Raw genomic sequence first — 16,964 nt, 5'->3', positions numbered from 1 at the left:
GATCGGGCCGGCGTCGCGGGGTGCGGCACACGCCTCTGCCGCGTCGCCGTCCTCGTCGACGCTCCGCGCCGACTTTCTCCTCCGCCTCGCAGCCGCACCCACCACACCCCGCTCGGCTCGGCCACGGGCACCGCGTCCCACGGCCCGCCTGATCCGAGCGACACCCCTCAGAGGAGCCCCGTGATCGAGCCCCTGCACACCGAACTGCTCCAGCTCGCGCACGACGCCGCCCGCCGTGCCGGCGAGCTGCTGCGCGACGGGCGCCCGGCCGACCTCACGGTCGCCGCCACCAAGTCCAGCCCGATCGACGTCGTCACCGAGATGGACATCGCCGCCGAGAAGCTGATCACCGACCTGATCGCCCAGCACCGCCCGCACGACGGTTTCCTCGGCGAGGAGGGCGCCGCCAGCGAGGGGACCAGCGGCATCCGCTGGGTCGTGGACCCGCTCGACGGCACGGTGAACTACCTCTACGGGCTGCCGACCTGGGCGGTGTCCATCGCGGCCGAGCAGAACGGCGAGACCGTCGTCGGGGTCGTCGCGGCACCGATGCGCGGCGAGACCTACAGCGCCGTGCGCGGGCGGGGCGCCCGAGCCACCGGCGCCTGGGTCGGCGAGCGCCGGCTGACCTGCCGTCCCTCGCCTCCCCTGGACCAGGCCCTTGTCTCCACCGGCTTCAACTACGTGAGCGAGGTCAAGGCCCACCAGGCCGACGTCGCCCAGCGGCTGATCCCCCGGCTGCGCGACATCCGGCGCTCCGGCTCCGCGGCGGTCGACCTGTGCGACGTCGCGGCCGGTCGCCTCGACGGCTACTACGAGCGCGGCCTCCACCCCTGGGACCTCGCGGCGGGCGACCTGATCGCCCGTGAGGCGGGCGCCCTGACCGGTGGACGCCCCGGGGAGCGGCCCGCACGCGAGCTGGCGGTGGCGGCCTCACCGGGCGTCTTCGAGCCCCTCCAGCGGCTCCTGGAGGAGTTCGGCGCCTGGCACGACTGACGGCGTCCGAACGACCTGGACGCCGTCCCCGCGACGGCAACGAAGCGGGGCCCCGGTACTGGATCGACACCGGGGCCCCGCTCGCGTACGAACCGATCAGACGCGCGTCGCGCCGACCTCCACACCGTGCTCGGCGGCGAGGCGACGCAGGTCCTCGAGCTCGGCCTGCTCGACCTCCGCGAGGAAGTCGTCGCCCGTCTCGCGAGCCCGCGTCAGGTCGGACTCGGTCGCCTTTATGCGCTGCAGAAGTCCTGCGGTGAATGCGTCCATGCTGCGCCCCCTCGTCCTGGGTCGTGGGTCGATGGCACGGGGGTGTGCCGTTGGGAAGGGGCGATCACGTCTCCAGAGGGTGCCCAGCGCTGCCCGGGCTGGGCGGCGACGGTGCCGGACACCCACGCCCGCTCTGCGGAAGCGGTTGGACGTACCACTAGGTGGCTTGCCACATGCAGAGCGTGATCGCGGGGTGTAAAGCCGTCCTCCCCCCGCTCTCTTCCGTGGAAACCTCAACCCGACGAGAAAATCTCGCATTCCCGGGGCCCCGGACCGCCGCACCGGGCGCCCTCTCACCCGCCTTACACCCGGTTTATGGCCGAAAAAGGCAGGATGGAGGTCTTACCCGAGACGGACCCCCACCCGCGTGTGCCGAGGAGGCGCTACGCGGGTGGACACAGGAAGGACAAGCGACGTGCGCGTACTCGTCGTCGAGGACGAGCAGCTGCTCGCCGATGCGGTGGCCACCGGACTGCGCCGGGAGGCCATGGCCGTCGACGTCGTGTACGACGGCGCGGCCGCCCTGGAGCGCATCGGCGTCAACGACTACGACGTGGTCGTCCTCGACCGCGACCTCCCGCTCGTGCACGGGGACGACGTCTGCCGCAGGATCGTCGAGCTGGGCATGCCCACCCGCGTCCTGATGCTGACCGCCTCCGGCGACGTCAGCGACCGCGTCGAGGGCCTGGAGATCGGCGCCGACGACTACCTCCCCAAGCCGTTCGCCTTCAGCGAGCTGACGGCACGCGTGCGTGCCCTCGGCCGCCGTACGAGCGTGCCGCTGCCGCCGGTCCTCGAGCGCGCCGGGATCAAGCTCGACCCCAACCGCCGCGAGGTCTTCCGTGACGGCAAGGAGGTCCAGCTCGCGCCCAAGGAGTTCGCGGTCCTGGAGGTGCTGCTGCGCAGCGAGGGCGCCGTCGTCTCCGCCGAGCAGCTCCTGGAGAAGGCCTGGGACGAGAACACGGACCCCTTCACCAACGTCGTGCGGGTGACCGTGATGACCCTGCGCCGCAAACTCGGCGAGCCCCCGGTCATCGTCACCGTGCCCGGCTCCGGGTACCGGATCTGACCGCGGTGGCCACGACGCCCGCGCCTTCGACGGCGCCCCCGAAGCCCACCTGGGACCCCCGGAGGCCGGAGCCTCCGTTCCCCTGGCTGCGCCCGACCATCCGCATACGGCTCACGCTGCTCTACGGCGGCATGTTCCTAATCGCCGGCATCATGCTGCTGTCGATCATCTACCTGCTCGCCGCACAGGCTCTGAACGTGGGCAGCGAGCTTCCGTTCCGGATCATCTCGGGCCAGGTCGGAAGCAGCACCTGCAACTTCCCGTCCGCGCCGTCGGCGAACGAGCTCAACACCGCGATGAACGCGTGCGCCAACCAGCAGCGCCAGCACGCTCTGGACGACCTGCTCAGCCGTTCCCTGCTCGCGCTGCTCGGCCTCGCGATCATCGCCTTCGCCTTCGGCTACGCGATGGCGGGCCGGGTGCTCTCGCCGCTCGGCCGGATCACCCGCACCGCCCGCGCGGTGGCGGGCTCGGACCTGTCCCGGCGGATCGAGCTGGACGGCCCGGACGACGAGCTGAAGGAGCTGGCGGACACCTTCGACGACATGCTGGAGCGGCTCCAGCGGGCCTTCACCGCCCAGCAGCGGTTCGTCGGGAACGCCTCGCACGAGCTGCGCACCCCGCTCGCGATCAACCGCACGCTCCTGGAGGTCCATCTCTCCGACCCCGGCGCGCCGGTCGAGATGCAGCAGCTCGGCAAGACCCTGCTCGCCACGAACGAACGCAGTGAGCAGCTCGTCGAGGGCCTGCTGCTGCTGGCCCGCAGTGACAACCAGATCGTGGAGCGCAAGCCCGTCGACCTCGCCGAGGTCGCCTCGCAGGCCGTGGACCAGGTGCACGGCGAGGCCGAGGCCAAGGGGGTGCGGATCCACGGGGAGCGCGCCGCGGCGGTCGTCCAGGGCAACGGCGTCCTGCTGGAGCGGATCGCGCTGAACCTCGTCCAGAACGCGGTGCGGTACAACGTGCCGGAGGGCGGCTGGGTCGAGGTCACGACCCAGGTCCAGCACGGTCACGCGGTCCTGCTGGTCTCGAACACGGGACCGGTCGTTCCCGCGTACGAGATCGACAATCTTTTCGAGCCTTTCCGGCGGCTGCGCACGGAACGCACGGGCAGTGACAAGGGCGTGGGCCTCGGCCTGTCGATCGCCCGGTCGGTGGCCCGTGCCCACGGGGGCCACATCGCCGCGGAGCCCCGCGAGGGAGGAGGTCTCGTGATGCGAGTCACCCTTCCGATCTGAGAGCATGACCCCCACACGCGAGGATGTTCGCTTTGCGCGGAATTTTCTGGTCGCCCATTCGGGAGGCCCGTGTGTGATCGATCACAAGGGCGATATTCCGGCCATCTACTCTCCGTGGTCGCGCAAGCTGCCGGAAAGCCGGGAAAATCCGGGTTTTCGGGGGTCTTGATCACGGGAAGTACACGGTGGGACGCCTTTGAAGTGCGACCTTCAGACCGTGTACGGTCCGCATCGCCATCCAAGCCGATCACTCTTCAGGAGTCCGGTTGGGTGTCGATTGAGTAACAGACCTTGATGTGAGGCAAAATCTCCGCCTCAGGTCGGGCACAAGTCCGGCCTCTCACGCGTTACGTGCGCTGGAGACACCGCAGACACCCAGAGGGGGAGAGCGACATGGCAACGGATTACGACACCCCACGCAAGACCGACGACGACGTCGACTCGGACAGCCTTGAAGAACTGAAGGCTCGCCGGAACGACAAGTCCACGTCGTCCGTCGACGTAGACGAGTTCGAGGCCGCAGAAGGCCTGGAGCTGCCCGGGGCCGACCTCTCGAACGAGGAGCTGGCCGTCCGGGTACTGCCCAAGCAGCAGGACGAGTTCACTTGCATGAGCTGCTTCCTGGTGCACCACCGCAGCCAGCTGGCCCGCGAGAAGAACGGTCAGCCGATCTGCCGCGACTGCGACTGAGGCAGGGTCGGCCGTGACTGGCTCGACCCCTCCTTGGAAGCGCCGCTTCCCCCACAGGGACGCGGACGAAGGGCCGTCACAGGGCCCTGAAGGCGTGCGTGACGACGAGCGGGGCTCTTCCCGACCAGGATCAGCCTCGCTCGACCCGACGCCCGCCACGGCGCCGACAGGCGCCTCCACGCAGGCCGGTGACCCAGCGCCGGCCGGCACCCCCGCACCGGGTGAGGACCAGGTGCGGACGGACGCCCCCGCGCCCGCCGCCGGCGGCCGTGCGGCGGCCGTTCGAAACGGGGTCATGAAGGGCGTCCGCAAGAGCGGCAGCACGGCCAGGGCGGGCCTGGCCTACCTCGCCGACCGGATCATCGACATCGCGCCCCGTGTCCCGGTCCGGGACCTCGCCACCCTCCGCCGTCAGTTCCCCGGCATCGGTGCCGAGGAGCTCGCGGACAAGCTCGTCGCGGGCGCGGCCAACGCGACGTCCACGGTGGGCGCCGGGATCGGCGCGGCCGCCATGCTGCCGGTACCGCCCGCGATGCCCACGGAACTCGCCGCCGAGATCACCGGGGTCGCCGCGATCGAGCTCAAGCTGATCGCCGAACTCCACGAGGTCTACGGCCTGCGACCACCGGGCACCCTGCCTCAGCGAAGCACCGCCTACCTGAACTCGTGGTCCTCCGAGCGCGGGATCGACGTGACCAAGCCGTCGACGCTCAACGCCGCGCTGGGCGGCCAGATGAAGCGCGAGCTGCGCCAGCAGATCATGAAGCGCACGGTCCGCGACCTGCCGAACCTGATGCCCTTCATGGTGGGCGCCGCGGTCGGGGCGGTCATGAACCGCCGGGACACCAAACGCCTTGCGGCACGCATCCGCAAGGACCTCCGCAGGAACCAGGTGCCCTGGGACGAGCTGCCCGAACTGCCGCCCCTGGAGAAGCCGGCGGACCCACTGCGGATGGGCGAGATCCCCAAGGAGCTGGGGCCCTGATCGGACCCCGGCGCCGCCCGCCTGTGGCGCGGTGCGCTCAAGGTGCGCGTTGGTTCCGATGCGGCTCCGCTCCCGGTGCCGCATCGGGTCCCGGCGTGGCACCGGGACGCGGCGTCGCTCCGGGACGCGGCGTGGCTCCGGGCCGCGGCGTGGCCCGCACCCCGGCGGAGGTGACGCCGCGTGCGGTCCTGCCGCGAGCGCGGGACTAGGCCGACGCCCGCGCCGTCTCCAGGGCCGCCCTCAGGCGCTCCGGCTCCCGCGTCGACAGATACAGGTACGGGGTGGGGTCGGCCGGGTCGGTGACCTGTACGCGCAGGGCCGTGGGGATGTAGGACCGCAGAAGCATGAAGGCACGGGTGTCCGCCTTGTGCGTACGCCAGGCGCGCGCCTCCTCCTGGTCCAGGATCTCGGCGTCTCCCAGGGCGGCGACCGGGATCTTCGCCTCACCCGCGATCAGTGAGTCACCGACGACCCGGATGCGGACCGAGCCGTACGAGCTGGCCACGACGGCCGAGACCGCGGTGCCCCCGACCAGCCCGCCCAGCAGGGGCAGCGTGCCGAAGGGGAGGAAGACCAGGGCCAGCGCGACCCCGACCAGGAAGCAGACCGCCCACCAGCTGCGGGGTGCGGTGAGGCGTTCTTCGTACGGGGAGGCGGAGAGCTGCATGAGGCCAAGCTTGGCACGGTGCGTACGCCCCGCCGACGCGCGGGTAAGGTCTGCGCCTGTGAGTGGTACTTCCGCAGCTCTGAAGCCTCCCCCCGACGCCGTCGTGCCGGTGCGGCACCCCGACGCGCCCGCCCCCGGCGAGCTCCTCGGCGCGCACTACGAACAGTGTTTCGGATGCGGCGGGGAGCAGCCGCACGGACTGCATCTCGCGGCGCGCGCCGGTGAGGGCGTCAGCATCACGGCGGAGTTCACCGTACGGCCCGCGCACCAGGGAGCTCCCGGGCTCGCGCACGGCGGCGTGCTGGCCACGGCGCTCGACGAGACGCTCGGGTCGCTCAACTGGCTGCTGCGCGTCGTCGCCGTCACCGGACGTCTGGAGACCGACTTCGTGCGCCCGGTCCCCGTGGGCACCGTGCTGTACCTGGAGGCCGAGGTCACCGCGGTGGCCGGCCGCAAGATCTACTCGACCGCCACCGGCCGGATCGGCGGGCCCGAGGGGCCCGTGGCCGTCCGCGCGGATGCCCTCTTCGTCGAGGTCAAGGTCGACCACTTCATCGACAACGGCCGTCCGGAGGAGATCCGGGCCGCCATGAACGATCCGGACCGGAACCGCCGTGTCCGTGCCTTCGAGGTGAACCCGTGACCCGTCATCCCGTGGACGTGCTGATCCGCCGCGTAGATCCGGAAGTCCCGCTGCCCGAATATGCGCATCCCGGTGACGCCGGTGCCGATCTGCGCACCACCGAGGAGCGTGAACTGAAGCCGGGTGAACGTGCCGTTCTGCCCACCGGAGTGTCCATCGCGCTGCCGGAGGGGTACGCGGCCTTCGTGCACCCGCGGTCAGGGCTCGCCGCCCGCTGCGGTGTCGCCCTCGTGAATGCCCCGGGGACGGTTGATGCCGGGTACCGTGGGGAGATCAAGGTGATCGTGGTGAATCTCGACCCGTACGAGTCCGTGCGGTTCGAGCGCTTCGACCGGATTGCCCAACTGGTCGTCCAGCAGGTCGAGAAGGTCCGTTTCCACGAGGTGGCGGAGCTTCCCGGCTCGGCGCGGGCCGCAGGGGGCCTCGGGTCCACCGGCGGTCATGCCGCCGTGGGCGGCACCACGGGTGGGAATCGATACGCTTCGGTCGTATCCGACCGGGAAGGACAGTGACGTGTTCGGACGTCGCAAGAAGGGCAGTGCCGCCGAGGACGCGGCGGGCGAGGCCGAGCAGGTCGTCGACGGAGTCGACACTGAGACGGACGAGGCGGAGCGGGAGCGCGTGAGGCTCGAGCCGGAGCCGCGACCCGACGGACCCTGGGACGACTCGGAAGTGCGGGACCCCGCCGAGGGCCGTGTGGACCTGGGTGGTCTCCTGGTCCCCGGAGTCGACGGCATGGAGCTGCGGGTCGAGGTCGCGGGCGACGCGATCGTCGCGGCCACCGTCGTCCTCAAGGACAGTGCCGTGCAGCTGCAGGCCTTCGCCGCTCCCAAGCGCGAGGGCATCTGGGGCGAGGTGCGCGAGGAGATCGCCTCCGGCATCACCCAGCAGGGCGGTGTGATCGACGAGGTCGAGGGCCCGCTGGGCTGGGAGCTGCGTGCGCAGGTGCCGGTGCAGCTGCCGGACGGCACGGGCGGTTTCCAGGTCGTGCGGTTCGTCGGTGTGGACGGCCCCCGCTGGTTCCTGCGCGGAGTGATCTCCGGGCAGGGCGCGGTGCAGCCGCAGGCCGCGGGGTTGCTGGAGCAGATCTTCCGGGACACGGTCGTCGTGCGCGGCGAGGGCCCGATGGCCCCCCGTGACCCGATCGTCCTGAAGCTGCCGGACGACGCGCAGATGGTGGCCGAGGGTGTCCAGCAGGAGGAGCAGGCCGGTTCCCGCTTCTCCGGCGGCATGGGGCAGCTTCAGCGCGGACCGGAGATCACAGAGGTCCGCTAGCCGCCGCGCTCGCCGAGAACGTACGAAAGGGCCGCATCCCCGGCAGGGGGTGCGGCCCTTTCTCCGCGTGCCGACGCGGGCCGTCCGCGCGCAGGTGTCCGTGGGCTCAGGGGCACCCCCTTGCGGCAAGTTCTCATCCATGAACGGCAGTTGAACTGCGCGTCTTTCTCCGGCCCTTGACGGAAGTCTGGTCCGTACCTATGGTCACCGGCCAGCGCGCGTGTTCAGAAACCAGTGTGTCGTTCACATACGAGAACGGATGTCCCCCACATGCTTGACGCCCCCGCACGTCATCGCCGCCGGCCACGCACCGCCCTCCTCGCCGTCGCCGCGACGGCCGCCCTGGTCTCCGGCCTCCTCACCTGGCCCGCCGCCCACCGCGCCGACGCCGCCCCCGCCACCTTCACGCACCCCGGAGTCACCGTCTCCAAGGGGCAGCTGGACTTCACCCGCACCCAGGTCAACGCCGGAGCCCAGCCCTGGAAGGGCGCGTACGACCAGATGATGGCGAGCAAGTACGCCTCGCTGACACGCACCGCCAAGCCCCGCGCGACCGTGGAGTGCGGCTCGTACTCCAACCCCAACAACGGCTGCACCGACGAGCGCGAGGACGCGATCGCCGCGTACACCGACGCCCTCGCCTGGTACATCACCCGCGACGACCGGTACGCGAAGAAGTCCATCGAGCTGATGGACGCCTGGTCGGCCGTCATCAAGGACCACACCAACAGCAACGCGCCCCTGCAGACCGGCTGGGCCGGCTCCTCCTGGCCCAAGGCCGCCGAGATCATCAAGTACACCTACACCGGCACCTGGACCAACTCCGGGCGCTTCGCGACCATGCTGCGCAACGTCTATCTGCCCGAGGTGATCAACGGCTCCAACTCCAACGGGAACTGGGAGCTGTCGATGATGGAGGCCGCCGTCGGCATCTCCGTCTTCCTGGAGGACAAGACCTCGTACGACAAGGCCATGGCGAAGTTCCGGACCCGGACGGCCGCCTACGTCTACCTCGCCTCCGACGGCGACCTGCCCAAGACCGTGCCGAGCCAGAACCTCGACACCAAGGCGAAGATCGTCAGTTACTGGCAGGGGCAGTCCACCTTCGTCACCGGGCTCACCCAGGAGACCTGCCGCGACTTCACGCACACCGGGTACGGCATCTCGGCCATCTCGCACATCGCCGAGACCAGCCGCATCCAGGGCGCGGACCTCTACGGCACCGACGTCGGCGAGCGGCTGCGCCAGGCGCTCGGCTTCCAGTCGAAGTACCAGCTGGGCGAGGCCGTGCCGAGCTCGCTGTGCGGCGGTTCCCTCACCCTCGGGCTCGGCCCGGTCACCGAGGTCGGCTACAACGCCCTGCACAACCGGCTGGGCATCGCCATGACCAACACCCAGAAGCTGACCGAACAGAACCGGCCGTCCGGCAGCAACAACCTGTTCGTCGCCTGGGAGACTCTGACCCACGGGGACAACCCCAGCTGACCCGCCACCCCGTCCGGGCACACGGTGCGACACCGCGCGCCCGGACGTCCCGCCGGGGCGGCGGCAGGCCGGTACGGGAGGGGCATGAGCCAGGTCGCCACGGACACCGTGGTGCGCGTGGAGAACGTGCACCACACGTACGGCAGCGGTGCCGCCGCCGTACAGGCGCTGCGCGGTGTCTCCTTCGAGGTGCCGCGCGGCGAGCTCGTCGTCCTGCGGGGCCGCCCCGGGGCGGGCAGGAGCACGCTCCTCAACCTCGTCGGCGGCCTCGACGAGCCGGACGCCGGGCGGATCACCGTCGACGGGCTGGAGCCGGCCGCCCTGGACGGGGACGCGCTGCTGGAACTGCGCCGGGACCGGATCGGCTTCCTGCTCCCGTCCGCCGGACTCGTCCCCCTCCTCACCGTCGCCGAGAACGTCGCCGTGCCGCTGCGGCTGAGCGGGGCCCCGGAGGGCGAACACGCGGACCGCGTCGAGCGGCTGCTCTCCCTCGTCGGCCTGGCCGGTCACGCGGCGTGCCGGCCCGGGGAACTGTCCGCCGGACAGCGGTGCCGCGTGGCCCTCGCGCGCGCCCTCGTCCACCGCCCCGCGCTCCTGATCGCCGACGAACCCACCAGCCGGCTCGACGCCGAAACCGGGCTCGCCCTTCTGGAACTGCTGTACGGCGTCGTCCGCCGCGAACACGTGACAGCCCTGGTCGCCGCACGTGACGCCGCCCCGGCGGGCCCGGCCGACCGGGTGCTGGAGCTGACCGACGGAAAGCTCGCCGCGCGCTGACCCCGACCTGCGCATCAGGGTTGCGTCAAAGACGGCCACCCCTCGACCTCGCACCCTATTTGTCGTAATTATGGGCCGTAAGGTCGACGCAGCGTACAGAGCTTTGACAGGAAGACAATGGGGCCATGGGACGCGGCAAGCTTCGGATCTACCTCGGCGCGGCACCGGGGGTCGGCAAGACGTACGCGATGCTGTCCGAGGCGCACCGGCGCATGGAGCGCGGCACCGACTGCGTCGTCGCCTTCGTGGAGCACCACAACCGGCCGCGCACCGAGGTGATGCTGCACGGTCTGGAGCAGATCCCGCGCAAGGAACTCGACTACCGCGGCTCCTCCTTCACCGAGATGGACGTGGACGCCGTCCTGCTCCGCGCCCCGGCCGTCGCCCTGGTGGACGAACTCGCGCACACCAATGTCCCCGGCTCCCGCAACGCGAAGCGCTGGCAGGACGTCGCGGAACTGCTCGCGGCCGGCATCGACGTCGTCTCGACCGTCAACATCCAGCACCTGGAGTCACTCGGCGATGTCGTCGAGTCGATAACCGGTGTGCGGCAGCGGGAGACCGTCCCCGACGAGGTCGTCCGCCGGGCGGACCAGATCGAGCTGGTCGACATGTCGCCCCCGGCGCTGCGCCGGCGTATGGCGCACGGCAACATCTACAAGTCCGACAAGGTCGACGCGGCCCTGTCCAACTACTTCCGTCCCGGCAATCTCACCGCGCTGCGTGAGCTGGCCCTGCTCTGGGTGGCCGACCGGGTCGACGAGTACCTGACCGAGTACCGCAGCGAGCACCGGGTCTCCAAGATCTGGGGCTCGCGCGAACGGATCGTGGTCGGTCTGACCGGCGGCCCCGAGGGACGCACCCTGATCCGCCGTGCCGCTCGGCTGGCCGAGAAGGGCGCGGGCGGCGAGGTCATGGCCGTCTACATAGCGCGCAGCGACGGACTCACGAACGCCTCGCCCAAGGAACTGGCCGTCCAGCGCACCCTGGTCGAGGACCTCGGAGGCACCTTCCACCACGTCATCGGCGACGACGTCCCCGTCTCGCTCCTGGACTTCGCACGCGGGGTCAACGCCACCCAGATCGTGCTCGGCTCCTCCCGCCGCAAGACCTGGCAGTACGTCTTCGGGCCCGGCGTCGGTGCCACCGTCGCCCGGGAGTCCGGCCCCGACCTGGACGTCCACATCGTCACCCACGACGAGGTCGCCAAGGGGCGCGGACTGCCCGCGGCCCGCGGCGCGCGGCTCGGCCGCTCCCGGATCATCTGGGGCTGGCTGATCGGGCTGGGCGGCCCGGTGGTCCTCGCGCTGCTGCTCAACACCATCGACCTCGGCCTCGCCAACGACATGCTGCTGTTCCTCACGGTGACAGTGGCGGCCGCCCTGCTCGGCGGCCTGTTCCCGGCCCTCGCCTCGGCGGCCTTCGGCTCCCTGCTGCTGAACTACTTCTACACACCGCCGCTGCACCGCCTCACGATCGCGGACCCCAAGAACATCGTCGCCATCGCGATCTTCGTCGGCGTCGCGGTCTCCGTGGCCTCCGTGGTGGACCTGGCCGCCCGCCGCACCCACCAGGCGGCCAGGCTGCGCGCCGAGTCGGAGATCCTGTCCTTCCTCGCGGGCAGCGTCCTGCGCGGCGAGACCAGTCTCGAAGCCCTCCTGGAACGTGTCCGGGAGACCTTCGGGATGGAGTCGGTCGCGCTGCTGGAGCGGGCGGGCGACGTCGACCCGTGGACCTGCGCGGGCAGCGTGGGCCCACGGTCGCCGCTGCGGCCCGAGGACGCGGACGTGGACATGCCGGTCGGCGACCACATGGCGCTCGCGCTCTCCGGACGCGTGCTGCCCGCCTCCGACCGCCGGGTGCTCGCCGCCTTCGCCGCCCAGGCCGCCGTCGTGCTGGACCGCCAGCGGCTCCAGCACGAGGCCGACCAGGCCAAGGAGCTGGCCGAGGGCAACCGCATCCGCACCGCGCTGCTGGCCGCCGTCAGCCACGACCTGCGCACCCCGCTGGCCGCGATCAAGGCCGCCGTGTCCTCGCTGCGGTCCGACGACGTGGCCTGGTCGGAGGAGGACCAGGCGGAGCTCCTGGAGGCGATCGAGGAGGGCGCCGACCGCCTCGACCACCTGGTGGGCAACCTGCTCGACATGTCCCGCCTCCAGACCGGCACGGTCACCCCGCTGATCCGGGAGATCGACCTCGACGAGGTGGTGCCGATGGCGCTCGGCGGCGTACCCGAGGACAGCGTCGAGCTGGAGATCCCGGAGGCCCTGCCGATGGTCGCCGTCGACGCGGGGCTCCTGGAGCGGGCGGTCGCCAACCTCGTCGAGAACGCCGTCAAGTACAGCCCCGTCGACGACCGGGTCCTCGTCTCCGCGAGCGCCATCGCCGACCGCGTGGAGGTACGTGTGGTGGACCGCGGACCCGGCGTCCCGGACGAGGCCAAGGAACGCATCTTCGCGCCCTTCCAGCGCTACGGCGACGCCCCTCGCGGCGCCGGGGTGGGCCTCGGACTCGCCGTCGCCCGTGGCTTCGCCGAGTCGATGGGCGGCACACTGAACGCCGAGGACACCCCCGGCGGCGGACTCACCATGGTGCTCACGATCCGGGCGGTGGACCGCCGTCCCGGGCCGCTCACCTCACCCGCAGTCGCAGAAAGGCAGGTCTCATGACCCGGGTCCTCGTGGTCGACGACGAGCCGCAGATCACCCGAGCCCTCGTCATCAACCTGAGAGCACGCAAGTACGAGGTCGACGCGGCCCCCGACGGCGCCACCGCCCTCCAGCTCGCCGCCGCACGTCATCCCGACGTCGTCGTGCTCGACCTCGGGCTGCCCGACATGGACGGCGTCGAGGTCATCAGGGGGCTGCGCGGCTGGACCCGGGTACCGATCCTGGTGCTCTCCGCCCGGCACTCCTCCGACGAGAAGGTGGAGGCGCTCGACGCGGGTGCCGACGACTACGTCACCAAGCCCTTCGGCATGGACGAACTGCTGGCCCGACTGCGTGCCGCCGTCCGCCGCGCCGAGCCCACCGGGTCCGGAGAGGACGACGTCGTTGTCGACACCGAGGACTTCACGGTGGATCTGGCGGCCAAGAAGGTCAACCGCGCCGGACGCGACGTCCGGCTGACCCCCACGGAGTGGCACCTCCTGGAGGTCCTGGTCCGCAACACCGGCCGTCTGGTCAGCCAGAAGCAACTGCTCCAGGAGGTCTGGGGGCCGTCGTACGGCACGGAGACCAACTACCTGCGGGTCTACATGGCCCAGCTGCGCCGCAAGCTGGAGGCGGATCCCTCGCATCCGCGGCACTTCATCACGGAGCCGGGGATGGGCTACCGGTTCGAGAAATGACGTTGCTCGAGAGAGCGGCCTCGCGGGTACGACGCTGTCATCGGCCCCCGGTACGCTTTCGGTATGAGTGCTGTTCCCCGTTCCGAAAAACCGGCGGGCCGGTTCCGGCGCATGATAGACCGGCTCTCCTCGTCCCAGGAGGACCTGGAGTCCGAGGAGCTGCGCGAGGAAGCCGAGACGACGGGGTGCACCCGTATCGGTGACTGCCACGACCGGCAGATCGTCACGGTTACTGGTACGTTGCGCACGGTCACTCTGCGGCCACGAGCCGGAGTCCCGGCGCTGGAGGCCGAGCTGTTCGACGGCTCGGCGGCTCTGGACGTGGTCTGGCTCGGCCGACGCTCCATCGTGGGAATCGAGCCGGGGCGCAAGATGATCGCTTCGGGCCGCATCTCGATGAGCCGGGGCCGTAGGGTGCTGTTCAACCCGAAGTACGAACTCAGACCGCTCGGACGGGAGTAGCCGGTGACGTCGCTCGACAAGCCGACCGAAGACGCCCAGCAGGACGCGAGGGCGGTGACGGAGGCCGCGCTCTTCGAGGCGTTCGGCGGTGTGCGGGGCATGGTCGAGACCGTGGTGCCCGGCCTGCTCTTCGTCACCATCTTCACGATCAACAAGGACCTGCACTGGTCGGCGATCGCCGCCCTCGGAGTGTCCCTGCTGCTCGTCGTCGTCCGCCTCGTGATGCGCGACACCGTGAAGCACGCCTTCAGCGGCGTCTTCGGCGTCGCCTTCGGCGTGGTCTTCGCGATGATGACGGGCAACGCGAAGGACTTCTACCTGCCGGGCATGCTCTACACGCTCGGCCTGGCCGTCGCCTACATCGTCACGACCCTCGCGGGTGTGCCCCTGATCGGCCTGATCCTCGGCCCGGTCTTCAAGGAGAACCTCTCCTGGCGTACCCGCAACCCCGGCCGCAAGAAGGCGTACGCGAAGGCCAGCTGGGCCTGGGGCCTGATCCTGCTCGCCAAGTGCGCGGTCCTCTTCCCGCTCTACTGGTGGGCCAACACCGCGCAACTGGGCTGGGTCCTGGTCGCGTTGAAGATCCCGCCGTTCCTGCTGGCCGTCTGGCTCACCTGGGTGTTCCTGGCGAAAGCCCCGGCCCCCATCGACGTGTTCGCGGAGATGGAGGCGGAGGAGCAGGCCGAGAAGGAGCGCAAGGCCGCCCTCGCGCAGGAGGACACCGAGGCCACGGCCGGCCGTCACCGCCGCGACGCCTAGTCACCCGTACGAGTCGGGGCGCCCGGAGATCTCCGGGCGCCCCGACTCGTGTCCGGACGCCCCCGTCCTGTACCCGTGCGCCCCGCCCGCGTGTCCCACCATCGGGGGAATCCGATGGCAGCGCTGCGGGGCGGGCGTCAGAATCGCCGTTCATGGAGCCTGTCTCGCTCACTTCGGAGCGTCTGCTGATCCGCCCGCACGACGCGCGTGACGAGGACGCGCTCCTCGCCGCCTGCCAGGACCCCGAGATCGCGCGGTGGACGGACTTCCCCGCGCCCTACGAGCGCCGGCACGCCGCCTTCTATCTGCGGGCGTTGGTGCCGCGGGGCTGGCGCGACGACTCGATGTACCACTTCGCGGTGGAGCGGCGGGACGACGGCGACGGCACCCTCGTGGCGTCCGTCAACGTGCACCGGCAGGCCGACGTCTGGGGCGTCGGGTACTGGACGGTGGCGGAGCACCGGGGCCGGGGCTACGCGACGGAGGCCGTCGGTGTCCTGGCGCGGTGGGCGTTCACCGAGCTGGGTGTGCAGCGGCTGGAGTGGCGGGCGGAGGCGGGCAACCGGGGCTCGTGGGCGGTCGCCCGGAAGGCCGGCTTCGTACGGGAGGGCGTGCTGCGGGCGGCGCAGACCGGCCGGGACGGCCTGCGGGACACCTGGATCGGAGCGCTGCTGCCCGGCGACCTGGGTCTGCCGTTCGCGCTGCCCTACCGCCCGGCGGCCGATGATCTCCAGAGGTCCTGACGAAAGCGGGTGAAGCCTCCGCGGGACTCCCCGCGGAGGCTTCACCGGTGCCTGTTTGAGCCGGGCTAGTTCGGCGCGTCCTCGCGGCGGACCGAGAGCAGGTCCTCCAACTGCTCCTCGCGGGCCTGGGCGGCCACGAAGAGGAGCTCGTCGCCCGCCTCCAGGGAGTCCTCCTGGGACGGGGTGAGCACCCGGGTGCCGCGGATGATCGTGACCAGGGAGGTGTCCTGGGGCCACTCCACGTCGCCCACCTGCGTGCCGGCCAGGGCCGACTCCGGCGGGAGGGTGAGCTCGACCAGGTTCGCGTCGCCGTGGCTGAAGCGCAGCAGGCGGACCAGGTCGCCGACGCTCACCGCCTCCTCCACCAGGGCCGACATCAGGCGCGGGGTGGAGACGGCGACGTCGACGCCCCAGGCCTCGTTGAACAGCCATTCGTTCTTGGGGTTGTTGACCCGGGCGACGACGCGCGGCACGCCGTACTCGGTCTTGGCGAGCAGCGAGACGACCAGGTTGACCTTGTCGTCACCGGTGGCCGCGATGACCACGTTGCAGCGCTGCAGTGCCGCCTCGTCCAGGGACGTGATCTCGCAGGCGTCGGCGAGCAGCCACTCCGCCTGCGGGACGCGCTCGACCGAGATGGCGGTCGGCGCCTTGTCGATCAGCAGGATCTCGTGGCCGTTCTCCAGGAGCTCGCCCGCGATCGAGCGGCCCACGGCGCCGGCACCGGCAATGGCGACCCTCATCAGTGACCGCTCTCCTCTTCGGGGCCCTCGGCGAACGAGGCCTCGACCTTTTCGACGTCGTCCGTGCGCATCATCACGTGCACGAGGTCGCCCTCCTGCAGCACCGTCTGCGAGGTGGGCAGAATCGCCTCGCCCAGCCGGGTCAGGAAGGCCACACGCACGCCGGTCTCGTCCTGGAGACGGCTGATCTTGTGGCCGACCCAGGCGGCGGAGGCGTGCACCTCGGCGAGCTGCACCCCACCGGTGGGATCGCGCCACAGCGGTTCGGCGCCCGACGGCAGCAGGCGGCGCAGCATCTGGTCGGCCGTCCAGCGGACGGTGGCGACGGTCGGGATGCCCAGGCGCTGGTAGACCTCGGCGCGGCGCGGGTCGTAGATGCGGGCCGCGACGTTCTCGATGCCGAACATCTCCCGGGCGACCCGGGCGGCGATGATGTTCGAATTGTCCCCGCTGGACACGGCGGCGAAGGCGCCGGCCTCCTCGATGCCCGCCTCGCGCAGGGTGTCCTGGTCGAAGCCGACTCCGGTGACACGACGGCCGCCGAAACCGGAGCCGAGTCGTCGGAAGGCGGTGGGGTCCTGGTCGATCACCGCGACCGTGTGCCCCTGTTGCTCCAGGGTCTGGGCGAGAGCGGAACCCACTCTGCCGCAGCCCATGATGACGATGTGCACCTAGCCCAACCCCGCAGTCCTGGTCATCCCGCTGACCTGCGAAAACACCCTGCTCACTCTTCTCTCTCAGTCTGCCGGGCCCTCACGAGGCAACGGCATGCGGCGTTGCCGGACACGAGCTTAAGGCGCAACGACGGTCTTG

Annotated in this window: 19 protein-coding genes; 15 read left to right on the top strand and 4 right to left on the bottom strand. The window is 70.9% G+C overall.

Annotated features, from left to right (window positions below; genetic code table 11):
* Nucleotides 1-180 precede the first annotated feature (180 nt).
* A complete protein-coding gene (locus OG199_RS12735) occupies nt 181-996 on the top strand; it encodes an inositol monophosphatase family protein (RefSeq protein ID WP_356800266.1) in 816 nt (271 codons plus the stop codon).
* Nucleotides 997-1,092: 96 nt separating this feature from the next.
* Here OG199_RS12735 and OG199_RS12730 read toward each other — a convergent pair whose 3' ends face one another.
* A complete protein-coding gene (locus tag OG199_RS12730) occupies nt 1,093-1,266 on the bottom strand; it encodes a hypothetical protein (RefSeq protein ID WP_168530603.1) in 174 nt (57 codons plus the stop codon).
* Between the two features lie 415 nt (nt 1,267-1,681).
* Between OG199_RS12730 and OG199_RS12725 the strand changes: the two genes are divergently transcribed.
* The 4 genes from OG199_RS12725 (at nt 1,682) to OG199_RS12710 (ending at nt 5,248) form a co-directional block, all read left to right on the top strand.
* Nucleotides 1,682-2,335 (top strand): response regulator transcription factor, encoded by a 654-nt coding sequence (locus OG199_RS12725; protein ID WP_153288146.1) that lies wholly within the window; start codon nt 1,682-1,684, stop codon nt 2,333-2,335.
* 5 nt (nt 2,336-2,340) lie between these two features.
* A complete protein-coding gene (locus OG199_RS12720) occupies nt 2,341-3,573 on the top strand; it encodes a sensor histidine kinase (protein WP_401801470.1) in 1,233 nt (410 codons plus the stop codon).
* A 393-nt stretch (nt 3,574-3,966) separates the two neighbouring features.
* Entirely contained in the window at nt 3,967-4,263 is a 297-nt protein-coding gene (locus OG199_RS12715; RefSeq protein ID WP_003997302.1) for a DUF4193 domain-containing protein, read from the top strand.
* Nucleotides 4,264-4,276: 13 nt separating this feature from the next.
* Nucleotides 4,277-5,248, top strand: coding sequence for a hypothetical protein (locus OG199_RS12710; RefSeq protein ID WP_405829558.1), 972 nt, complete (start codon nt 4,277-4,279; stop codon nt 5,246-5,248).
* A 205-nt stretch (nt 5,249-5,453) separates the two neighbouring features.
* Here OG199_RS12710 and OG199_RS12705 read toward each other — a convergent pair whose 3' ends face one another.
* Nucleotides 5,454-5,915 (bottom strand): DUF3093 domain-containing protein, encoded by a 462-nt coding sequence (locus tag OG199_RS12705; protein WP_356800269.1) that lies wholly within the window; start codon nt 5,913-5,915, stop codon nt 5,454-5,456.
* Between the two features lie 58 nt (nt 5,916-5,973).
* Here OG199_RS12705 and OG199_RS12700 point away from each other — a divergent pair, with 58 nt between their 5' ends.
* From OG199_RS12700 to OG199_RS12655, 10 genes are all read left to right on the top strand, one after another.
* Nucleotides 5,974-6,558, top strand: coding sequence for a PaaI family thioesterase (locus OG199_RS12700; protein WP_356800270.1), 585 nt, complete (start codon nt 5,974-5,976; stop codon nt 6,556-6,558).
* Nucleotides 6,555-7,070 (top strand): dUTP diphosphatase, encoded by a 516-nt coding sequence (gene dut, locus OG199_RS12695; protein ID WP_153288141.1) that lies wholly within the window; start codon nt 6,555-6,557, stop codon nt 7,068-7,070. The genes OG199_RS12700 and dut overlap by 4 nt, the downstream gene beginning before the upstream one ends.
* A 1-nt stretch (nt 7,071) precedes the next feature.
* Nucleotides 7,072-7,833, top strand: coding sequence for a DUF3710 domain-containing protein (locus OG199_RS12690; protein WP_266702174.1), 762 nt, complete (start codon nt 7,072-7,074; stop codon nt 7,831-7,833).
* A 270-nt stretch (nt 7,834-8,103) separates the two neighbouring features.
* A complete protein-coding gene (locus OG199_RS12685) occupies nt 8,104-9,318 on the top strand; it encodes an alginate lyase family protein (protein ID WP_401801465.1) in 1,215 nt (404 codons plus the stop codon).
* A gap of 84 nt (nt 9,319-9,402) precedes the next feature.
* The gene (locus OG199_RS12680) at nt 9,403-10,095 is read left to right on the top strand and encodes an ABC transporter ATP-binding protein (protein WP_405829556.1); all 693 of its coding nucleotides are present in this window, start codon (nt 9,403-9,405) and stop codon (nt 10,093-10,095) included.
* Nucleotides 10,096-10,220: 125 nt separating this feature from the next.
* Nucleotides 10,221-12,764 carry an ATP-binding protein gene (locus tag OG199_RS12675; protein ID WP_401801461.1) on the top strand — a complete coding sequence of 848 codons (2,544 nt, stop codon included), beginning with the start codon at nt 10,221-10,223 and terminating at the stop codon, nt 12,762-12,764.
* Entirely contained in the window at nt 12,761-13,444 is a 684-nt protein-coding gene (locus OG199_RS12670; RefSeq protein WP_356800274.1) for a response regulator, read from the top strand. Before OG199_RS12675 ends, OG199_RS12670 begins: the two co-directional genes overlap by 4 nt.
* 63 nt (nt 13,445-13,507) lie before the next feature.
* Nucleotides 13,508-13,906 (top strand): OB-fold nucleic acid binding domain-containing protein, encoded by a 399-nt coding sequence (locus tag OG199_RS12665; protein WP_148010914.1) that lies wholly within the window; start codon nt 13,508-13,510, stop codon nt 13,904-13,906.
* Between the two features lie 3 nt (nt 13,907-13,909).
* Nucleotides 13,910-14,665: a DUF3159 domain-containing protein gene (locus tag OG199_RS12660; RefSeq protein WP_402174148.1), complete on the top strand. Its 756-nt coding sequence runs from the start codon at nt 13,910-13,912 to the stop codon at nt 14,663-14,665.
* A 152-nt stretch (nt 14,666-14,817) separates the two neighbouring features.
* On the top strand, nt 14,818-15,408 hold the full coding sequence (locus OG199_RS12655; RefSeq protein ID WP_405829553.1) for a GNAT family N-acetyltransferase: 591 nt from the start codon (nt 14,818-14,820) through the stop codon (nt 15,406-15,408).
* A 65-nt stretch (nt 15,409-15,473) separates the two neighbouring features.
* On the opposite strand, the gene OG199_RS12650 is transcribed toward OG199_RS12655, so the two are convergent.
* Together OG199_RS12650 and OG199_RS12645 are read right to left on the bottom strand one after the other, a co-directional pair.
* Entirely contained in the window at nt 15,474-16,151 is a 678-nt protein-coding gene (locus tag OG199_RS12650; protein ID WP_148010917.1) for a TrkA family potassium uptake protein, read from the bottom strand.
* A complete protein-coding gene (locus OG199_RS12645) occupies nt 16,151-16,822 on the bottom strand; it encodes a TrkA family potassium uptake protein (RefSeq protein ID WP_054237133.1) in 672 nt (223 codons plus the stop codon). The genes OG199_RS12650 and OG199_RS12645 overlap by 1 nt, the downstream gene beginning before the upstream one ends.
* Nucleotides 16,823-16,964 lie beyond the last annotated feature (142 nt).

Origin of the sequence: Streptomyces sp. NBC_01176 (genome assembly GCF_045039825.1) — a bacterium.
GTDB lineage: Bacteria > Actinomycetota > Actinomycetes > Streptomycetales > Streptomycetaceae > Streptomyces.
The sequence above is the reverse complement of the archived record's forward strand: the minus strand, read 5'-3'. Positions and strand labels throughout refer to the sequence as shown.

Bases quoted from the DNA above. Each gene is read 5' to 3' on its own strand.
- OG199_RS12650 (WP_148010917.1), bottom strand. From the start codon at position 16,151: ATGAGGGTCGCCATTGCCGGTGCCGGCGCCGTGGGCCGCTCGATCGCG.
- OG199_RS12685 (WP_401801465.1), top strand. From the start codon at position 8,104: ATGCTTGACGCCCCCGCACGTCATCGCCGCCGGCCACGCACCGCCCTC.
- OG199_RS12665 (WP_148010914.1), top strand. From the start codon at position 13,508: ATGAGTGCTGTTCCCCGTTCCGAAAAACCGGCGGGCCGGTTCCGGCGC.
- OG199_RS12680 (WP_405829556.1), top strand. From the start codon at position 9,403: ATGAGCCAGGTCGCCACGGACACCGTGGTGCGCGTGGAGAACGTGCAC.
- OG199_RS12730 (WP_168530603.1), bottom strand. From the start codon at position 1,266: ATGGACGCATTCACCGCAGGACTTCTGCAGCGCATAAAGGCGACCGAG.
- OG199_RS12675 (WP_401801461.1), top strand. From the start codon at position 10,221: ATGGGACGCGGCAAGCTTCGGATCTACCTCGGCGCGGCACCGGGGGTC.
- OG199_RS12705 (WP_356800269.1), bottom strand. From the start codon at position 5,915: ATGCAGCTCTCCGCCTCCCCGTACGAAGAACGCCTCACCGCACCCCGC.
- OG199_RS12715 (WP_003997302.1), top strand. From the start codon at position 3,967: ATGGCAACGGATTACGACACCCCACGCAAGACCGACGACGACGTCGAC.
- OG199_RS12655 (WP_405829553.1), top strand. From the start codon at position 14,818: ATGGAGCCTGTCTCGCTCACTTCGGAGCGTCTGCTGATCCGCCCGCAC.
- OG199_RS12670 (WP_356800274.1), top strand. From the start codon at position 12,761: ATGACCCGGGTCCTCGTGGTCGACGACGAGCCGCAGATCACCCGAGCC.